Genomic DNA, 15,808 nt, shown 5'->3' on the forward strand with positions numbered 1-15,808 from the left:
TGCGGGGTCGTCCAACCGAAGAGAGTCGATCGTCGTCGGATCGCCACGGTGGGCGGATGCGGGGACGCAATCTACTGCCGAAGCGACAGTTGTCTATACTGTATATATTCCAATAGCGGTTCGTACGCGATTCGGCGAGTCCGGCCCGGCCGAGAGGTCCAGCGGTGCGGTCACTGCACCTCGCGACCTGGCGCCGGGCGGTGGACATTCCAGCCCCCGGTGAATTCGGTGGTCCGCTTCTGCGCGAACGCCGCGTACGCCTCGGGGACGTCGGTCGTCGCGAAATTCACCGCCTGCGCGCGTGATTCACCGGCCAGGGCCTCGCGCATGGTCCGGTCCGCGTTCTCGTTCAGCAATGCCTTGGTCTGCGCGATCGCCAGCGGCGGTCCCGCAGCGAGACGGCGCGCGATGTGGTCCACCCGCTCGTCGATGACGTCGGCGGCGGCCACCCAGGTGACCAGCCCGAGTTCGAGCGCCTCCGCGGCGTCGATGGTGTCGGCCAGCAGTGCCAGTCGCTTGGCCTGTTGCATGCCGACGAGTTTGGGCAGCAGCCAGGAACCGCCGCAATCCACCGACAGACCGCGCAGGGCGAAAACTTGGGAGAACGTGGCATCGGGCGTGGCCACCACCAGATCGCAACCCAGCGCGAGATTCCAGCCTGCGCCCACCGCGACGCCGCGGACCTTGGCCACGGTCGGCTGCGCGAGCTCGTGCAACTGTTGTGCGACATCGGAAATCGCCCGGAGTTTGGGGAACGGCGCCGCATAGGGGTCGCTGTCGACGACATCGGCGCCCGAACAGAAGGCATCACCGGCGCCGGTCAGCACGACCGCGCGCACCCGCGTATCGCGGGCGATCTCGTTCAGGGCGTCGCGCAGGGCCTCCCAGAGCGCGAGGGTGATCGCGTTCTTCCGGCGCGGGCGATTCAGTGTCAGCGTGCAGACGCCGTGGCCGTCGAGGTGGCGCAGCAGGGGTTCTTCGCTCATGTCGACTCGGTTTCTCGGGAGCGGCGTCGCCACCGGAAGTTTCCGATGGCGACGCCGCGTATACCGGGCCGGCCCGTCGTGCCGGGGCGGCGCGCTACTTCGGCTGGAATCGCTGACCGCCGTCGAGGCGGACGATCTCACCGTTGATGTAGGGGTTCTCGAGCAGGTGCTGTGCCAGGAACGCGAACTCCGAGGGCGCACCGAGGCGCTTCGGGAACGGCACCGCCGCCGCGAACTTGCCGAGCTTCTCCTCACCGAGGAAATCCATGATCGGGGTGTGCATGGTGCCCGGGGCGATGGTGTTCAGGCGGATGCCCACCGCGCTGAGGTCGCGGGCGCCCGAGAGGGTCAGGCCGATCACGCCGCCCTTAGCGGCCGCGTAGGCGGACTGACCGATCTGTCCCTCGTAGCCCGCGATCGAACTGGTCATCACGATCGCGCCGCGCTCACCGCTCTCCTTGGGGTCGAGCTTCGCGATCCGCGCCGCGGACAGCCGCAGCACGTTGTACGTGCCGGTGAGGTACAGGCCGATGGTGTCGGCGAAGCCCTTCATGGTGTGCGGGCTGCCGTCGCGGTTGACGACCTTCTCCAGCACGCCGAACCCGCCGTGCGCGATCACCGCGTAGCGCAGCGTGCCGAGCTCGCCCGCCTGATCCAGCGCGTTCTCCACCGTATCGTCGTCGAGCACGTCGGTCCGCACGTAGACGGCGCGCTCGCCGAGCTCGTCGGCCAGCGCCTTGCCCTTGTCGTCGTTGAGGTCGGCGATGACGACGGCGGCGCCCTGGGCGTGCAGGCGGCGCGCGGTCGCGTCACCCAGTCCGCCCGCGCCACCGGTCACGAGTACTACTTCACCTTCGAATGCCACAGCATCTCCTTGTTTGTTCCGATCGGTAGCCGGTGTGCGAGGCAGTGCCTCACTTACCCGTCCAGTTGGGGGCGCGCTTCTCGCCGAACGCCCGCGCGCCCTCCTGGGCGTCCGCGGACGCGAAGACCGGGGCGATGAGCTCCATCTGCTTCTGCCACATCTCTTCCGAGCTCCACTCGCCGGCCTTGACGATGATCTCCTTGGTCACCGCGACGGCGAGCGGACCGTTCGCCGTGATCCGGTCGGCGAGTTCGAGCGCGCGCTCCAGCGCCTGACCCGGCTCGGCCAGCACGTTGACGAAGCCCCATGTCGCGGCGTCCTCGGCGGTGAAGCTCTCACCGGTCAGCGACAGTTCGAGAGCCTTCTGATAGGGGATGCGCCGCGGCAGCCGCAGCAACGCGCCGCCGCCGGCCACCAGTCCCCGTTTGACCTCCGGCACACCGAAGGTCGCGGTGCGCGCGGCCACGACGAGATCCGTCGCCAGCACCAATTCCGTTCCGCCCGCCAGGGCGAATCCCTCCACCGCGGCGATGATCGGCTTGACCGGTGGCCGCTCGGTGAAGCCCAGACCCCGCCCGGGCACATAGGGGTACTCGCCTTTGGCGAAGGCCTTCAGATCCATTCCCGCGCTGAAGTTCCCGCCGCTTCCGGTGAGAACCGCGACGGACAGCTCGGGCGTCGAGTCGAGTTCGTCGATCGCGTCCGAAAGACCCTGGCTCACCGCGAGATTGATCGCGTTGCGAGCGTCGGGCCGGTTGATCGTGATCACCAGCGTGCGTCCACGACGCTCCACCTGCAATTCATCCGACACGGTTCACCTCCGAGTTCGTGATGTCGGCATTGATTCCATGAGCAATTCGGTAAGGGTGCGAGGTCAGACCTCGATGACCAGCGCACCGCCCTGGCCGCCGCCCGCGCACATCGCCGAGACGCCGATGCCGCCACCGCGCCGGCGCAGTTCGTAGATCAGCGTCGTGATCTGGCGCGCGCCCGACGCCGAAATCGGATGTCCGAGACTGCAACCGCTGCCGGAGAAGTTGACCTTCTCCTCGTCGATGCCGTGTTCGCGCACCGCGGCGATGGGCACCGAGGCGAACGCCTCGTTGATCTCCCACAGCGCGACGTCCTCGACCTTCAATCCGGTGCGATCGAGGATCTTGCCGATCACCCGCACCGCCGCCAGGCCGTTGTCGGCCGGGGTGACGGCGACATTGGCCCACGAGCGGACCGTTGCCAGTACCTCGAGGCCGTTCGCGGCCGCGTAGTCGTCGGCGGTGAGCGTCACCGCGGCCGCCGCGTCGTTGATGCCGCTGCTGTTCCCCGCGGTGATCGAGAAGCCCTCGATGTGCGGATGCAGGACCGGCAGCGAGGCGAGCCGTTCCAGGGTGGTGTCCCGGCGCGGGTGCTCGTCGACGGCGAAATCGACGACGGTGCCGTCGGCCCCGGTCACCTTAAGCGGCAGGATCTCGTCGAGGAATCTGCCCTCGTCGATCGCGGCGATGGCGCGCTGATGCGAGCGCAGCGCCCACTCGTCCATGTCCTGACGGCTGATGCCGGCCTTCTTGGCGGTGTTCCAGCCGACGGTGATCGACATGTCGGTCGCGGGCGCGTCCGGGGTCTCCGGATGCGAGGGCGGGATCCAGGGCTCCTTGAACTCCATCGGATTCGAGCCCGGGACACGCCATTTCATCAACGGGGCGGTCGAGAGCGACTGCACGCCACCGGCCACGATGACCCGTTCCGCACCGACGCCGATGTGGGCGGCCCCGTTCGCGATCGAGGTCAGGCTGCCCGCGCAGTGCCGGTTCACGGCCTGACCGGGAACGGATTCCATACCGGCCGCGACGGCCGCGTGCCGGGCGAGATCTCCACCGCCGTAGTTCAATTCGGCGAAGATGACGTCGTCGACCTCACTCGGGGCGATACCCGAACGCCGTACCGCCTCGGTCAGGATCTCGATGGCGAGGGTCTCGGTCGCCACATTGACGAGCGCGCCCTTGAACGAGCGCCCGATGGCCGTTCGGACCGCACTGGTGATTACAGGTTTGGGCATTGCGCACCTCTGTGTCGTGGCCGCGCTCCCTGGCACGGCGTTCCGTGGGATCTGGATTCGTTTGTGGGTGACGGTGACCGTCAGCTGAACGCGAAACGATCTGGGGCCGAAGCCATCTCGACGAGATCGAGATCGCCGGAGGTGAGCAAGTGGCGGGGTGGATACGCCCCCTTCCCGATCAGGGTCTGTGCGGCGCGGACCGCACGCGGGCATCCCGCGCCCGCCGCTCCGACCAGCCGATCCCCGTCCAGGCTCAGCACGAGGAACGACTCACCGTCGAGGTCGCCGTGCACGATCAGGTTGTCGCCGCGGCCCGGCCACCCCGCGAGCTGCAGGGTGCGCCCGAACTGATTCGTCCAGCACCAGGGCACTTCCGTGTAGGGCGCGCCGACCCCGAGCACGCTGCGAGCGGCGGCCGCGCCGTGTGCCTGGGCGTGGTTCCAGTGCTCGACGCGCTCGTCGCCGCCGAGTATCAGGTTCGGCAGGCGGGCGACATCGCCCGCCGCGTACACCCCGGCGGCCGACGTCGCGCCGAACTCGTCGACGACGATGCCGTCGGCGACGGTGATACCCGCGCGATCGGCCACCTCGGTGTCCGGGGTCATCCCGATCGCGACGATCACCGCGTCGGCGACCCATTCGCGGCCGTCCTCGGCGATCGCGCGCGTGCGCTCGCCCTCCTCCGACCGCAGCTCGGCCAGGCGAACGCCGGTGCACACCGAGACCCCTCGTGCCCGGTGCAGGCGTTCGTAGCTCGCCGAGATCGGTTCGGGCAGTACCCTTTCGAGCACTCGATCACCCATCTCGAGCACCGTCACCTCGGCGCCCGCACCGCGCGCGGCCGCGGCGGCCTCCATCCCGACCAACCCGCCCCCGATGACCAGGACCGCGGGCGTCGCGGCGGTCGCGGACAGCCGATCGAACACCGCGCGCAGCGGCGCCGGGTCGTGCAGATGCCGAAGGGTATGCGCCCCGGCCGGCATGGGATCCAGCGACCGGGCCCGCCCACCGGTCGCGAGGATCAGCGCGTCGTAGGCGAGCACGCCGTCGTCGAACACGACCCGCGCCGCAGCGGTGTCGACAGCGCGCACGGTGACACCGAGTCGCAGGTCGATGGTCGAATCGGCCCAGAAGGACACGGGTTTCAGCGCCGCCTTCGCGGGGGCGGCCGTACCAGCCAGCAGTTCCTTGGACACCATCGGCCTGCGATACGGATGGGCGGGGTCCGCACCGACCAGCACGATCGAACCCGCGAACCCCTCCTTGCGCAGTGTCTCGGCCGCGGTGGCGCCCGCGATACCGGTGCCGACGATCACGACACGTCCGCCCGGCGCCACGCTCACCGCTCGACCTCGACCATCTCGAAATCGGCCTTGGCCGCGCCGCAGTCGGGGCACGACCAATCCTCCGGGATGTCGTCCCATCGGGTGCCCGGCGCGATGTCGTCATCGGGCCAGCCGGCCTGTTCGTCGTATTCCCAACCGCAGATGAGGCAGCGGTACAGCTTGTAGGCGGTGGCGGTCTCGGACATCGTCATTTACCCCACAGCACGGACTTCACGTACCCGCCCGCGTCGACGCGCAGCTGGCTGCCGGTGATGTAGCGGGCGTCCTCCGAAGCGAGGAAGACGACGAGGTTGGACACGTCCTTCGCCTCGATGTAGGGCACCGGCATGGCCTGCATCGCGGGGAACGCCTTTTCCGCGTCCGTGCGGGTCGGTGCGTCCAGGTCGGGCCGGAAGACCTTGTACATGCCCTCGTTGTGCAGCATGTCGGTGTCGACGTTCGTCGGATGCACCGCGTTGATTCGGATCGACTTCTTGGCCAGCTGTACCGCGAGGTCGTTGACATAGTGCGCGACAACCTGTTTCGCGAGACTGTAGGCCGAACCGCCCGGACCCTGTTTGGTCGAGCTGCCCAATTGAGCCGCCAGCGATCCGGTGGCGATGATGGAGGCGCCCGCGCTCAGATGCGGAAGCGCGGCCTGCACGACGTTGAACACGCCGGCGAGATCGGTGTCGATGGTGTCCGACCACGATTGCAGGGTCTGGCCCTTACCCATCGGGGCGATTCCGGCGTTCGCCACCACGATGTCGAGGCGGCCGAGCGCCTGCACGCCCTGCGCCACCGCCGACCACACCGCCGCGCGTTCGCGGACGTCCACGATCACCGGATGGAAGCGCCCGCCCTCCTTCTCCACGAGCCTGCCGGTCTCTTCCAGATCCTCGGGCGTGGCGAGCGGGTAGGTGTTGCCCTCGAGGTCGGCGCAGATATCGAGAGCGATGATGCTCGCGCCCTCGGCCGCGAGTGCGACCGCGTGCGAACGTCCCTGTCCGCGAGCCGCACCCGAGATGACCGCGACCTTGTCCGTCAATTTGCCCACTGCTGGCAACCTTTCACTTCTACGTTGTGGCACTCGCTCGGCCGCGGGCTGTTTCAGCCGCGCGGGATCCGGGAGCCGATGGTTTTGGTCTCGAGGTACTGCTGGAACCCCTCGATGCCGCACTGGCGGCCGACACCGCTGTTCTTGAAGCCGCCGAAGGGCGCGTCCGCGCCGTAGAACATCCCCCCGTTGACACCGATCGCGCCGGTGCGGACCTTTCGCGCGATCGCCATGGCCCTATCGGCCGAACCCGACAGCACCGCGCCCGCCAGCCCGAACGCGGAGTTGTTGGCGATCCGCACCGCGTCCTCGTCGTCGGAGAACGGCAGCACGACCAGCACGGGACCGAAGATCTCCTCCTGCGCTATGGCCAGATTCGGGTCCTCGGTGGTGAAGACGGTGGGCTGTACGAAGTGGCCACCCGCCAGGTGGTCCGGGAGATCGGTGACGACTCCGCCGCCGACGATCAGTTCGGCGCCGTCCCGGACGCCGCGCTCGCAGGCGTCGAGCACCCGCCGCTGCTGCGCCGCGCTGATCACCGGGCCGACGAGCGTGCCGGGCAGCGCCGGATCACCGACCGGCACCGCCGCGTAGGCGGCGGCGAGCGCCGCGGTGACCTCCTGGAATCTCGACCGGTGCACCAGCATTCGGCTCGTCGCCGCGCAGGCCTGACCCGCGTGCACACAGACGCCGATCGCACCCTGCACGGCGTGCATCAGGTTGGCGTCCTCCAGCACGATCAGCGCCGACTTCCCACCGAGTTCGAGGAAGGTGCGCTTCATCGTGTCCGCGCCCTGCCGCATGAGGGTGCGCCCGACCGCGGTCGATCCGGTGAACGAGATCAGGTCCACCCGGGGGTCGGTGGCGAGCAGTCCCGCCACCTCGTTGGACGGGGTCGGCACGACGTTGACCACACCCGGCGGAAAATCGGTGTGCTCGGCGATCAGCCTGCCGATCCGGGTCGCGTTCCACGGCGTATTCGGATCCGGTTTGAGCACAACGGTATTGCCCGCCGCCAAGGCGGGACCGAGCTTGTTCAGAATGACTTCCAGCGGGAAGTTCGAGGGGCAGATCGCGGCGACGACGCCGACGGGTTCCTGAACGACGGTGCGCCGGTTGCGGTCCCCGAACAGACCGCCGCCCTCGAGCACCCGCTCCCATTCGAAGTCCTCGATCAACCGGGCGGGGTAGCGCAGCGCCTCGGCGAGCGGCCAGTCCAGCTGTGCGTTCCGCGTGGTCATCACCGGACAGCCGACTTCGGCGACGAGTTCGGTTCGGAAGTCTTCGATCTCGGATTCGAGCGCGCGCTGCAGCTGTTCCAGGCAACGCAGTCGCAGCGCGCGATCCGTGGACCAGGCGGACTCGTCGAACGCCCGGCGCGCGGACGCGATCGCCCGATTCATGTCTTCGACGCCCGCCGCGCTGGTGGATCCGAGCAGCCGACCGGTCGCCGGCCCGACGTTGTCGAAGGTCTCGCCCGAGACCGCCGCGGTCAGCTCACCGCCGATCAGCATCCGGGACTCGGCGCGCTCGCTCGCCAGCCGGCCCAGCTCCGGGCTCAGTGTCACCGGCTTGTCGGCCACGTCGCTCACATTGTCTCCCGATCCTCATCCAGGATGTTTAACTGTAATGATTACCGTATAGTACTTTTCGTTGGCAATCAATCAGGAGAAGGAGCGGCGATGTCGGATTTGCTCAGTGGCATCAAGGTCGTCGAATTGGCTTCGTGGACCTATGTTCCGAGCGCCGGAGCAGCGCTGTCGGACTGGGGCGCGGACGTGATCAAGATCGAAGACACCCACGGTGGCGATCCGTGCCGCAACCTCGTCGTCGGCGGCCTCGACGGCACCGGGACAGCGGTGCAGGCGAACTTCATGATGGAGATCGGCAACCACGGCAAACGGAGCATCGGCGTCGACATCAAGTCCGAGGACGGTCGCCGCATTCTCGGCAAGCTCATCGAGCAGGCCGACGTCTTCCTGACCAACTGGCTGCCCGCCGTACTCGAACGCGCCGACCTGTCGGTCGAACGCATCCGGGAGTTCAACCCGCGGGTGATCATCGCGCGCGGCAGCGGCCACGGGAGCCGCGGACCGGACAGGGACCGCGGCGGATTCGACGGGGCCAGCTACACCGCGCGCGCGGGCGTCGCCTACGCCCTCACCCCCACCGACGCCGAATTCCCGATGGCACAGGGTCCGGCGTTCGGCGATCTGCAGGGCGGCATCACCCTCGCGGGCGGGATCGCCGCCGCCTTGCTCGCCCGCGAACGCACCGGCCGCGCCGCCATCGTGGACAGTTCGCTACTGGCACAGGGCATGTGGGCGGTGGCGCCCGACATCGCCGCGGCCGACTACTACGGGATCGATCGCATTCCCGCGGGCGCGGCGGGCACGGCGCTCAACCCCGCGGTGAACCGCTACCGCACGAGCGACGACCGCTGGGTGCAGTTGCTCTTCTTGCAGGCGGACCGATACTGGCCGGGATTCTGTCACCGCATCGGACGCCCCGACCTGGCCACCGACGAACGTTTCGTGCCGCTGGCGAATCTGGTGATCAACAGCGCGGCGGCCACCGCCGAACTGCGCGCGATCTTCGCCAGGCACGACCTGGAGCATTGGCGGAAGGTGCTGGCGGACGAGCCCGGCGTGTGGGCCACCCTCGCGAGCCCGCAGGAGGTGCTCGACGATCCCCAGGTCACCGCCAACGGCTATCTGATGACGGTGACCGACAGCGCGGGTAACAACTACCGAACCGTCGCCGCGCCGGTCCAATTCGACGAGCAGCCCGCCCCCGCCCGGCGCGCCCCGGAATACGGCGAGCACACCGAGACGATCCTGCTCGAACTCGGCTTCGACTGGGAGGACATCGTCGCCGCGAAGGAGAGCGGTGCGGTCCTGTGAGCGGTTCCCCTCGAGTGTCGGAATCGTCAGCGGAGTGAGCGGGCAATGACATCATCGGTACCCGCGATCGGCGAGCTGTTCGAACACATCGGATTCCACCGGGAGACGGACGCCTCGGGTGCGGTCACCTGGGAACTGCCGGTGACCCCGCGCGTCGTCAACACCTCCGGCGGCCTGCAGGGCGGGCTCCTCGCCACTCTCGCCGACATCGCCGCGGGGACAGCGGCATTGGAGATCCGCCCGCCCAACTCGGGTGTGGTCACCTCGGACCTGTCGATTCGGTACTTCCGGGCGATCAGAAGCGGCACCGCGCGTGCGGTGTGCACGATCGTTCATGCCGGTCGGCGCTCCATCGTCGTTCAGGTCGAGGTGATCGACTCGGACGGCGAAGTGGCCGCGCTGGCGACCGTGAGTTTCGCGACGGTCGACTTCCCCACCGACCGCGCGGCCGGCACCAATGACGACGGACTTACGGTTGATTCAACTGTATAAATTACCGATCTACATTCAGTGTCCTCCTCTGCGAGCTACAGTCCAGGCATGCAAGTCAATTCGGCCGAGCCGATCATCGAGCACCCGGACAATCTCGACGCCGCCTGGTTGAGCGAGAAGATCGGCACGGGTGTCGTCGTCGGGTTTAACAGCACGCCGGTCGGGACCGGCCAGGTGAGCGACTGCTATCGGATAACCCTCGACTACGCCCCCGGTCCGGCCGGTCCCCGATCGGTCATTCTGAAGGTCGCCGCGGCCGACGCCACCAGCAGGCAGACCGGACTGGCGATGGGGCTGTACGCGGGCGAGGTCCGCTTCTACCGCGACATCGCGCCGGCCCTGGCCGCGGGGCCGCTGGCGCCGTGCTACGCGGCCGCCATGGACGATGCCGGCGGCGCCTTCCACCTGCTGCTCGGTGACGCGGCCCCCGCTGTCGTGGGCGATGAGATCGCCGGTGCGACAGTCGAACAGGCCACCGTCGCGGTGCGCGAACTCGGCCGGCTGCACGCGCTGGCCGCGACGCTGCCGACCCTGCTCGAGGCCGCCTGGCTCGACCGCGGATCGCTGTTGAACCAGGCGGTGTTCGCTCAGCTGTACGCCATGTTCCTGGAGCGCTACGACGCTGCCCTGACCTCGGAGCAACGCTCGGTCTGCGAGGCGCTGGTCGCATCGTTCGACGACTACGTCGCGACCATGTATCGCTCTCCCCGCGGCCTGGTACACGGCGACTTCCGTTTGGACAACCTGCTTTTCGGCACCGCGACCGCGGAGCGGGCACTGACCGTCGTGGATTGGCAGGGCGTGATGGCCGCGCCGACGATGACCGATCTCGCGTACTTCATCGGCGGCGCGCTGGCGCCCGAGGACCGCCGCGCGCACTACGACGAGCTGCTGAGCGCGTACCACGCGGCGCTGGGCCCGGACGCTCCGGTGACCCTGGCCGACGTGCGCGCCGGCGTCCGGTTGCTGAGCTTCGTCGGCGTCACGATGTGCGTCGCCGCATCGGTCATCGTCGAACGCACCGACCGCGGCGACGAGTTGTTCATGACCACCCTGTCCCGGCACTGCGCGCACATCCTGGACATCGGCGCTCTCGACGTGCTCGATCGGTAGCCGGTGCGCGGTGGCTGGAGACCCGAGCCCCTCGACTCGCTCGGGTCCGGCCGGCGCGATCAGGGCATGATCGCGCTGCGCAGCACCGGCTCCGGCGGCGACTGGCGCCCGTAGATCGCCCGTTGCAACGCGGTCAGCAGTGCGTCACGGGTTTCCTCGGGCCGGATGAGTTCGTCGAAGCCCATGTGCTCGGCCGAGTTGTACGACGCCTGCAGCTCCATCTCGGCCAGTTCGGCGGCCAGGTCGTCCTCGGCGTTCGACGCGCCGCTCAGCGCGGCCGCGCTCATCGCACCCATCGTCGCGCCCGGGTACGCGAAAGTGGCCGCCTGGCTGTCGAATCCGATCAGCGACATCACCATGGAGCCGAATCCGTACGCCTTGCGCAGTGTCAGGTGCAGTTTGATGGTGCTCGCCGTCGTCTGTGCGACGAACATCCGCGCCCCACTGCGCAGTACGCCCTCGCGCTCGGACTCACCACCGGGCAGCATGCCCGGGTTGTCGGCCAGGAAGATGATCGGCAGGTGGAACGCGTCGGCCACCGAGATGAAGTGCGCGGCCTTGTCCGCGGCATCGGCATCGATCGAACCCGCCAGCACCTGAGGCTGATTCGCCACCACCGCGACCGGGTGCCCGCCCAGGTGCGCCAGGGCGCAGACGATGGCGGTGCCGAACTCGGGCTGCACTTCGAACCAGTCCGTGCCGTCGAACACCACGTCCAGCACCCTGCGCATGTCGTAGGTGCTGCGGTTGTCCCGCGACACGATGTTCAGCAACTCGGGGGTGGCCCGCCGGCCGGTGGTCTCGTCCGGCATGTACGTCGGCGGATACGACCAGGCACTGGACGGGAAATACGAGAGATAGCGGCGAATCTCGTCGAGCGCGTCCTCGTCGGTCTCGGCGACGTTGTGCACCACACCGCTGGGCAGGGCCACCCCGGGACCGCCGAGGTCCTCCTTGGAGATGTCCTCGCCGGTGGAAATCTTCACCACCGGGGGCCCGGCGGTGAAGATCGCGCCCTGGCGGCTCATGATCGCGAAATCCGAGACCGGGGCGATCAGGGCGCCGTGCCCGGCCGAGGGACCGAGCACACCGGTGACCATCGGCACCCTGCCCGAACACTGTGCCTGCGCGAGCAGATCGGTGGGCGTGCGCCCGTAGTGGGCGCCGGTCGGCCGGAATCCGGCGCCCTCGAGCAGCATGATCAGCGGGACCTTGTTCCGCACGGCCAGCTCGGCGATCCGGAATCGCTTGGCGTTGCTGCCGGGCGCGATAGTGCCCGCGAGCGTGGTGAAGTCCTCCGCACCGACCATGACCGGCGTGCCGTTGATCAGGCCGGAGCCGGTGACGATCGCGTCGGCGGCGGCGGTATCGCCACCCACCAGGGTGCCGAGCTCCTGGAACGTCCCCGGATCGAGCAGCCGCTCGATCCGGGCCCGCGCATCGAGTTTGCCCCTGTCGCGGTGCTTGGCGACCCGTTCCGGTCCGCCCATTCCCAGCACGCGGGCGCGACGCTGATCGAGGTCGTCGAGTGTCTTGTCCCAAGTCTCGGCATTGGTCATCGCGGGGCCTTCTTCATACTCGGATCGTGTGCGGTGGAAAGGGATTCGACACGTGCGGCGGGACGCACCGATCAGTCCAGCGAAAAGCGGATCGGTAGACGCTTCAAGCCACCGACGAAGGTGGTCGCGGTCAGTTCGGGCTCGCCCGCGAGTTCGATGGACTTCAGCCGGGGCAGCAACTGGTTGAAGAACTTCCCGATCTCCATGCGCGCGAGACCGGCGCCGAGACAGAAATGCACGCCGAAACCGAACGCCACGTGCTTGTTCACCGCCCGGTCGATGTCGAACCGGAACGGATCGTCGAACGCGTCCGCGTCCCGATTGGCCGAGGCATAGGACAGCAGCAGCGAATCCCCCTGCGCGATGTTCACACCATTGATCACCGAATCCTGTGCGGCCGTTCGCATGAAGGCCTTCACCGGGGTCACCCAGCGGATGATCTCCTCGGTGGCCCGGGGCATCGAGCCCGGGTCGGCGCGCAGGGCCGCCAGTTGGTCGGGATGCTCTATCAGAGCGCGCATTCCCCCGGAGATGCTGCTGCTCGTGGTGTCGTGCCCCGCGGTGGCGATGATCGCGTAGTAGGACATGGTGTCGATATCGGAGAGCGGTTCGCCGTCGATGGTGGCGTTGGCGATCGTGGACGCGAGATCGTCGGTGGGATTCGCCCGGCGAGAATCGGTGAGCGCCTTGAAGTAGGTGAACATCTCCACGAGGGCGTTCATGTTGTCGTCCGAATCCGGTTTCCGCTGCAGATCGGCGTCGTCGGAGCCCATCAGCTCCTGGGTCAGCTTGAGCATGAGCGGTAGATCGGATTCCGGAATGCCGAGCAGCGACATGATCACGTAGAGCGGGAAGTTCACCGCGACTTCGCTCACGAAATCGCATTCGCCGCCGAAGTCGCGCATCCGGTCGATGTGCGCGGTCGCCAGTTGGTCGATGCGGTCACCCATCGCCTTCATAGCCTTGGGGCTGAACCAATCCGCGGCGATGGCACGCACCACGCGATGCTGGGGATCGTCCATGTGGATCAGCGTCCGGACGCCGATCGCCGCCTGCAGGTCATCGGCCGCGGCGGTCATGAGCACCGGGCGCGGCCAGTTGGTGAAAACTTGATTGGCCCGCTCGACCGCCATCACATCCGCGTGTTTGGTGATGGCCCAGAACGGTTTGTACGACGGCGCATCGACCCACGCGACCGGCTTCTCGTCCCGCAGGACCGTCAAAGCCGCGTGCAGCCGAGCCTCGTCGGCGTAGGCGGTCGCATCCGCGAGGACGTTCGCGGCGTCGTCGACGATCGGCATGCTCATCAGCACCTTCCGGTTCCCCACAGGCGGGTTCTATTCAGCGCAGGCAAGGGCCCGCAGCATTGTCAACTCGCTACAGAGTTATTTATAGTTGCCCTTACTGTCAAGCAGTCTACAAACAGTTCCAGCCCGAGCGCCGGAACGGATCGAACGGGTGAGCCCCATGGCTTCGGAACAACGCAGGATCATCGTCGTGGGTGCCGGATCCGGCATCGGAGCGGCCGCGGCGGAGCACTTCCACCGACGCGGCGATCACGTGCTCGCCATCGACCTGCGCGCGAACAACACCCCCGCCGCCCAGCACGAGCAGCTGGATCTGCGGGACGCAAACGCCATCACCGCCCTGCTGGAGCGCATCGAACCAGGCTGGGACGCACTGGTTTACGTGGCCGGCCTCCCGGGTACCGCGCCCGCCGCGGATGTCCTGGGCGTGAACTATCTCGGCATGCGCCTGTTCACCACCGGCGCGCTGCCGCTGCTGCGGCAGGGCGGCGCCATCGTCACCGTCGCATCGGTGGCGGCGCTGGGCTGGGAGCAGCGCGTCAACGATCTCGCCGGACTGCTGGCAGCGACCGACGCGGCGGCGGTGAACGCCTGGCAGGCGACCCAGGACCCGAACTTCCCGGTGTACAGCACGTCCAAGCAGGCCGCGATCATCTTCGCCAAGCGACTCGCCCCGGCGGCGTGGCAGAAGTACGGCGTGCGGATCAACACCGTCAGTCCCGGCCCCACCGAGACCCCGATCCTGGCCGATTTCGAGAGCTCGATGGGCAAGGACCTGCTCGACGCGGTGAAATCGGCCGTCGGCCGCCACGCCACCGTCGCCGATATCGTGCCGGTGATCGCGTTTCTGGCCGGCCCGGAGTCGGGGTGGGTCAACGCACAGGACATTCAGGTCGACGGCGGCTACATCGCCCCGATGCTGCTCGGACCCGCGATCACACTGTGAGCGAGGCGAATTCGGCCGGTCAGGCCCGGGCAACGCTGGTTGCCGCCCTCACCGAAAAATAATACTGTATTACTTACAGTAGAGTCCTGCCGCCGGACCGCGGTGCAACGAGTCAGAGGTGAGCTGTGAACAGCCCAGTTGAGGACACATCGACGGTGGTCGACGCCATCCCCGATCCCCACGACCCCTACCCCTTCTTCGCCGCCCGGCGACGGGAGGGCGGGGTATTCCACGGGACCACGATGGACTATTCCAGGACTCCCGCTGAACTGCGACCGGCCGACAGCTTCGCCGCGGTGTCGTGGACCGCGGTGAACCAGGCGTTGCGCGACAACACCGTGTTCAGCACGCAGTTCTACGACTCCACCATCGGGATCTTCATGGGCCCGACGATTCTCGCCATGAGCGGGATCACCCACAAGCAGCACCGGAACCTGGTCTCGGCCGCGTTCAAACCACAGTCGCTCGCGACGTGGGAACCCGATGTCGTGCGGCCGATCTGCGAGAACCTCATCGACGAGTTCGTCGCGGACGGGCGCGCGGATCTGGTGCGCGACTTCACCTTCGAGTTCCCCACGCGCGTCATCGCGCGACTGCTCGGCCTGCCCGAAGAAGATCTTCCGTTCTTCCGTGCGGCGGCGGTGGCGATCATCAGCTACGCGGGCGACGTCCCGCGCGCGCTGCAGGCGTCGAAGGATCTCAAGGAGTACTTCCTCGAACATATCGAGCGCCGCCGCAGCTCCCCCAGCGACGACATCATCAGCGATCTCGTCACCGCCGAGATCGACGGCGAGAAGCTGAGCGATCGGTCGATCTATTCGTTCCTGCGGCTGCTGCTGCCCGCGGGCCTGGAGACGACCTACCGCTCGTCCGGAAACCTGATCTTCCACCTGCTGCGGCATCCGGATCAGTTCGCGGCGGTCCAGGAGAACCGGAATCTGCTCCCCCAGGCGATCGAGGAGGGGCTGCGCTACGACACGCCGCTGACCCTGGTCCAGCGCTATGTGACACGCGATACCGAACTCGAGGGCGTCGCCATTCCGGAAGGGGCGATCCTGGACATCGCGCTGGGCTCGGCCAACCGTGACGAGAGCCGATGGGAACGATCCGAGGAATTCGACATCTTCCGTCCCCGCCTGCCGCACATCAGCTTCACGGCCGGCGCGCACACCTGCCTCGGCCTGCACCTGGCGCGCATGGAG

The 15,808-nt window shown here is 67.9% G+C and carries 14 protein-coding genes and 1 pseudogene; 5 read left to right on the forward strand and 10 right to left on the reverse strand.

Features of this window, described 5'->3' with window-relative positions; genetic code table 11:
- Window positions 1-170: 170 nt before the first annotated feature.
- The 8 genes from ACWIGI_RS26020 to ACWIGI_RS26055 form a co-directional block, all read right to left on the reverse strand.
- On the reverse strand, window positions 171-986 hold the full coding sequence (locus ACWIGI_RS26020) for an enoyl-CoA hydratase/isomerase family protein (RefSeq protein WP_454205072.1): 816 nt from the start codon (window positions 984-986) through the stop codon (window positions 171-173).
- Between the two features lie 94 nt (window positions 987-1,080).
- Window positions 1,081-1,851 (reverse strand): SDR family NAD(P)-dependent oxidoreductase, encoded by a 771-nt coding sequence (locus ACWIGI_RS26025; RefSeq protein WP_454205073.1) that lies wholly within the window; start codon window positions 1,849-1,851, stop codon window positions 1,081-1,083.
- A 49-nt stretch (window positions 1,852-1,900) separates the two neighbouring features.
- Complete coding sequence (locus tag ACWIGI_RS26030; RefSeq protein ID WP_454205074.1) at window positions 1,901-2,662, reverse strand: crotonase/enoyl-CoA hydratase family protein; 762 nt, start codon at window positions 2,660-2,662, stop codon at window positions 1,901-1,903.
- Window positions 2,663-2,725: 63 nt separating this feature from the next.
- Entirely contained in the window at window positions 2,726-3,904 is a 1,179-nt protein-coding gene (locus ACWIGI_RS26035; RefSeq protein ID WP_454205075.1) for a thiolase family protein, read from the reverse strand.
- Between the two features lie 80 nt (window positions 3,905-3,984).
- A complete protein-coding gene (locus ACWIGI_RS26040; protein WP_454205076.1) occupies window positions 3,985-5,247 on the reverse strand; it encodes an NAD(P)/FAD-dependent oxidoreductase in 1,263 nt (420 codons plus the stop codon).
- Complete coding sequence (locus ACWIGI_RS26045) at window positions 5,244-5,435, reverse strand: rubredoxin (RefSeq protein WP_454205099.1); 192 nt, start codon at window positions 5,433-5,435, stop codon at window positions 5,244-5,246. The genes ACWIGI_RS26040 and ACWIGI_RS26045 overlap by 4 nt, the downstream gene beginning before the upstream one ends.
- 2 nt (window positions 5,436-5,437) lie before the next feature.
- Window positions 5,438-6,286 (reverse strand): mycofactocin-coupled SDR family oxidoreductase, encoded by an 849-nt coding sequence (locus ACWIGI_RS26050; RefSeq protein WP_454205077.1) that lies wholly within the window; start codon window positions 6,284-6,286, stop codon window positions 5,438-5,440.
- A gap of 53 nt (window positions 6,287-6,339) precedes the next feature.
- The gene (locus tag ACWIGI_RS26055) at window positions 6,340-7,878 is read right to left on the reverse strand and encodes an aldehyde dehydrogenase family protein (RefSeq protein WP_454205078.1); all 1,539 of its coding nucleotides are present in this window, start codon (window positions 7,876-7,878) and stop codon (window positions 6,340-6,342) included.
- Window positions 7,879-7,968: 90 nt separating this feature from the next.
- Between ACWIGI_RS26055 and ACWIGI_RS26060 the strand changes: the two genes are divergently transcribed.
- From ACWIGI_RS26060 to ACWIGI_RS26070, 3 genes and pseudogenes are all read left to right on the forward strand, one after another.
- On the forward strand, window positions 7,969-9,189 hold the full coding sequence (locus tag ACWIGI_RS26060; protein WP_454205079.1) for a CaiB/BaiF CoA transferase family protein: 1,221 nt from the start codon (window positions 7,969-7,971) through the stop codon (window positions 9,187-9,189).
- Between the two features lie 45 nt (window positions 9,190-9,234).
- Entirely contained in the window at window positions 9,235-9,681 is a 447-nt protein-coding gene (locus ACWIGI_RS26065) for a PaaI family thioesterase (protein ID WP_454205080.1), read from the forward strand.
- 48 nt (window positions 9,682-9,729) lie between these two features.
- Window positions 9,730-10,785: pseudogene (locus tag ACWIGI_RS26070) on the forward strand (phosphotransferase); the annotation flags it as partial.
- Window positions 10,786-10,853: 68 nt separating this feature from the next.
- Here ACWIGI_RS26070 and ACWIGI_RS26075 read toward each other — a convergent pair.
- Both ACWIGI_RS26075 and ACWIGI_RS26080 read right to left on the reverse strand, forming a co-directional pair.
- Complete coding sequence (locus ACWIGI_RS26075; protein WP_454205081.1) at window positions 10,854-12,353, reverse strand: acyl-CoA carboxylase subunit beta; 1,500 nt, start codon at window positions 12,351-12,353, stop codon at window positions 10,854-10,856.
- Between the two features lie 71 nt (window positions 12,354-12,424).
- Window positions 12,425-13,660: a cytochrome P450 gene (locus tag ACWIGI_RS26080; RefSeq protein ID WP_454205082.1), complete on the reverse strand. Its 1,236-nt coding sequence runs from the start codon at window positions 13,658-13,660 to the stop codon at window positions 12,425-12,427.
- Between the two features lie 160 nt (window positions 13,661-13,820).
- On the opposite strand from ACWIGI_RS26080, the gene ACWIGI_RS26085 reads away from it, so the two are divergent.
- Both ACWIGI_RS26085 and ACWIGI_RS26090 read left to right on the forward strand, forming a co-directional pair.
- Window positions 13,821-14,606 carry an SDR family oxidoreductase gene (locus ACWIGI_RS26085; protein WP_454205083.1) on the forward strand — a complete coding sequence of 262 codons (786 nt, stop codon included), beginning with the start codon at window positions 13,821-13,823 and terminating at the stop codon, window positions 14,604-14,606.
- Between the two features lie 125 nt (window positions 14,607-14,731).
- A partial coding sequence (locus tag ACWIGI_RS26090; protein ID WP_454205084.1) for a cytochrome P450 occupies window positions 14,732-15,808 on the forward strand: 1,077 nt, incomplete at its 3' end.

It is taken from the genome of Nocardia sp. NPDC055321, assembly GCF_053645575.1.

What these genes read in the sequence shown, in the direction of transcription:
- ACWIGI_RS26085 (WP_454205083.1), top strand. Translation starts at nt 13,821, where the DNA reads ATGGCTTCGGAACAACGCAGGATCATCGTCGTGGGTGCCGGATCCGGC.
- ACWIGI_RS26060 (WP_454205079.1), top strand. Translation starts at nt 7,969, where the DNA reads ATGTCGGATTTGCTCAGTGGCATCAAGGTCGTCGAATTGGCTTCGTGG.
- ACWIGI_RS26080 (WP_454205082.1), bottom strand. Translation starts at nt 13,660, where the DNA reads ATGAGCATGCCGATCGTCGACGACGCCGCGAACGTCCTCGCGGATGCG.
- ACWIGI_RS26035 (WP_454205075.1), bottom strand. Translation starts at nt 3,904, where the DNA reads ATGCCCAAACCTGTAATCACCAGTGCGGTCCGAACGGCCATCGGGCGC.
- ACWIGI_RS26020 (WP_454205072.1), bottom strand. Translation starts at nt 986, where the DNA reads ATGAGCGAAGAACCCCTGCTGCGCCACCTCGACGGCCACGGCGTCTGC.
- ACWIGI_RS26045 (WP_454205099.1), bottom strand. Translation starts at nt 5,435, where the DNA reads ATGTCCGAGACCGCCACCGCCTACAAGCTGTACCGCTGCCTCATCTGC.
- ACWIGI_RS26065 (WP_454205080.1), top strand. Translation starts at nt 9,235, where the DNA reads ATGACATCATCGGTACCCGCGATCGGCGAGCTGTTCGAACACATCGGA.
- ACWIGI_RS26075 (WP_454205081.1), bottom strand. Translation starts at nt 12,353, where the DNA reads ATGACCAATGCCGAGACTTGGGACAAGACACTCGACGACCTCGATCAG.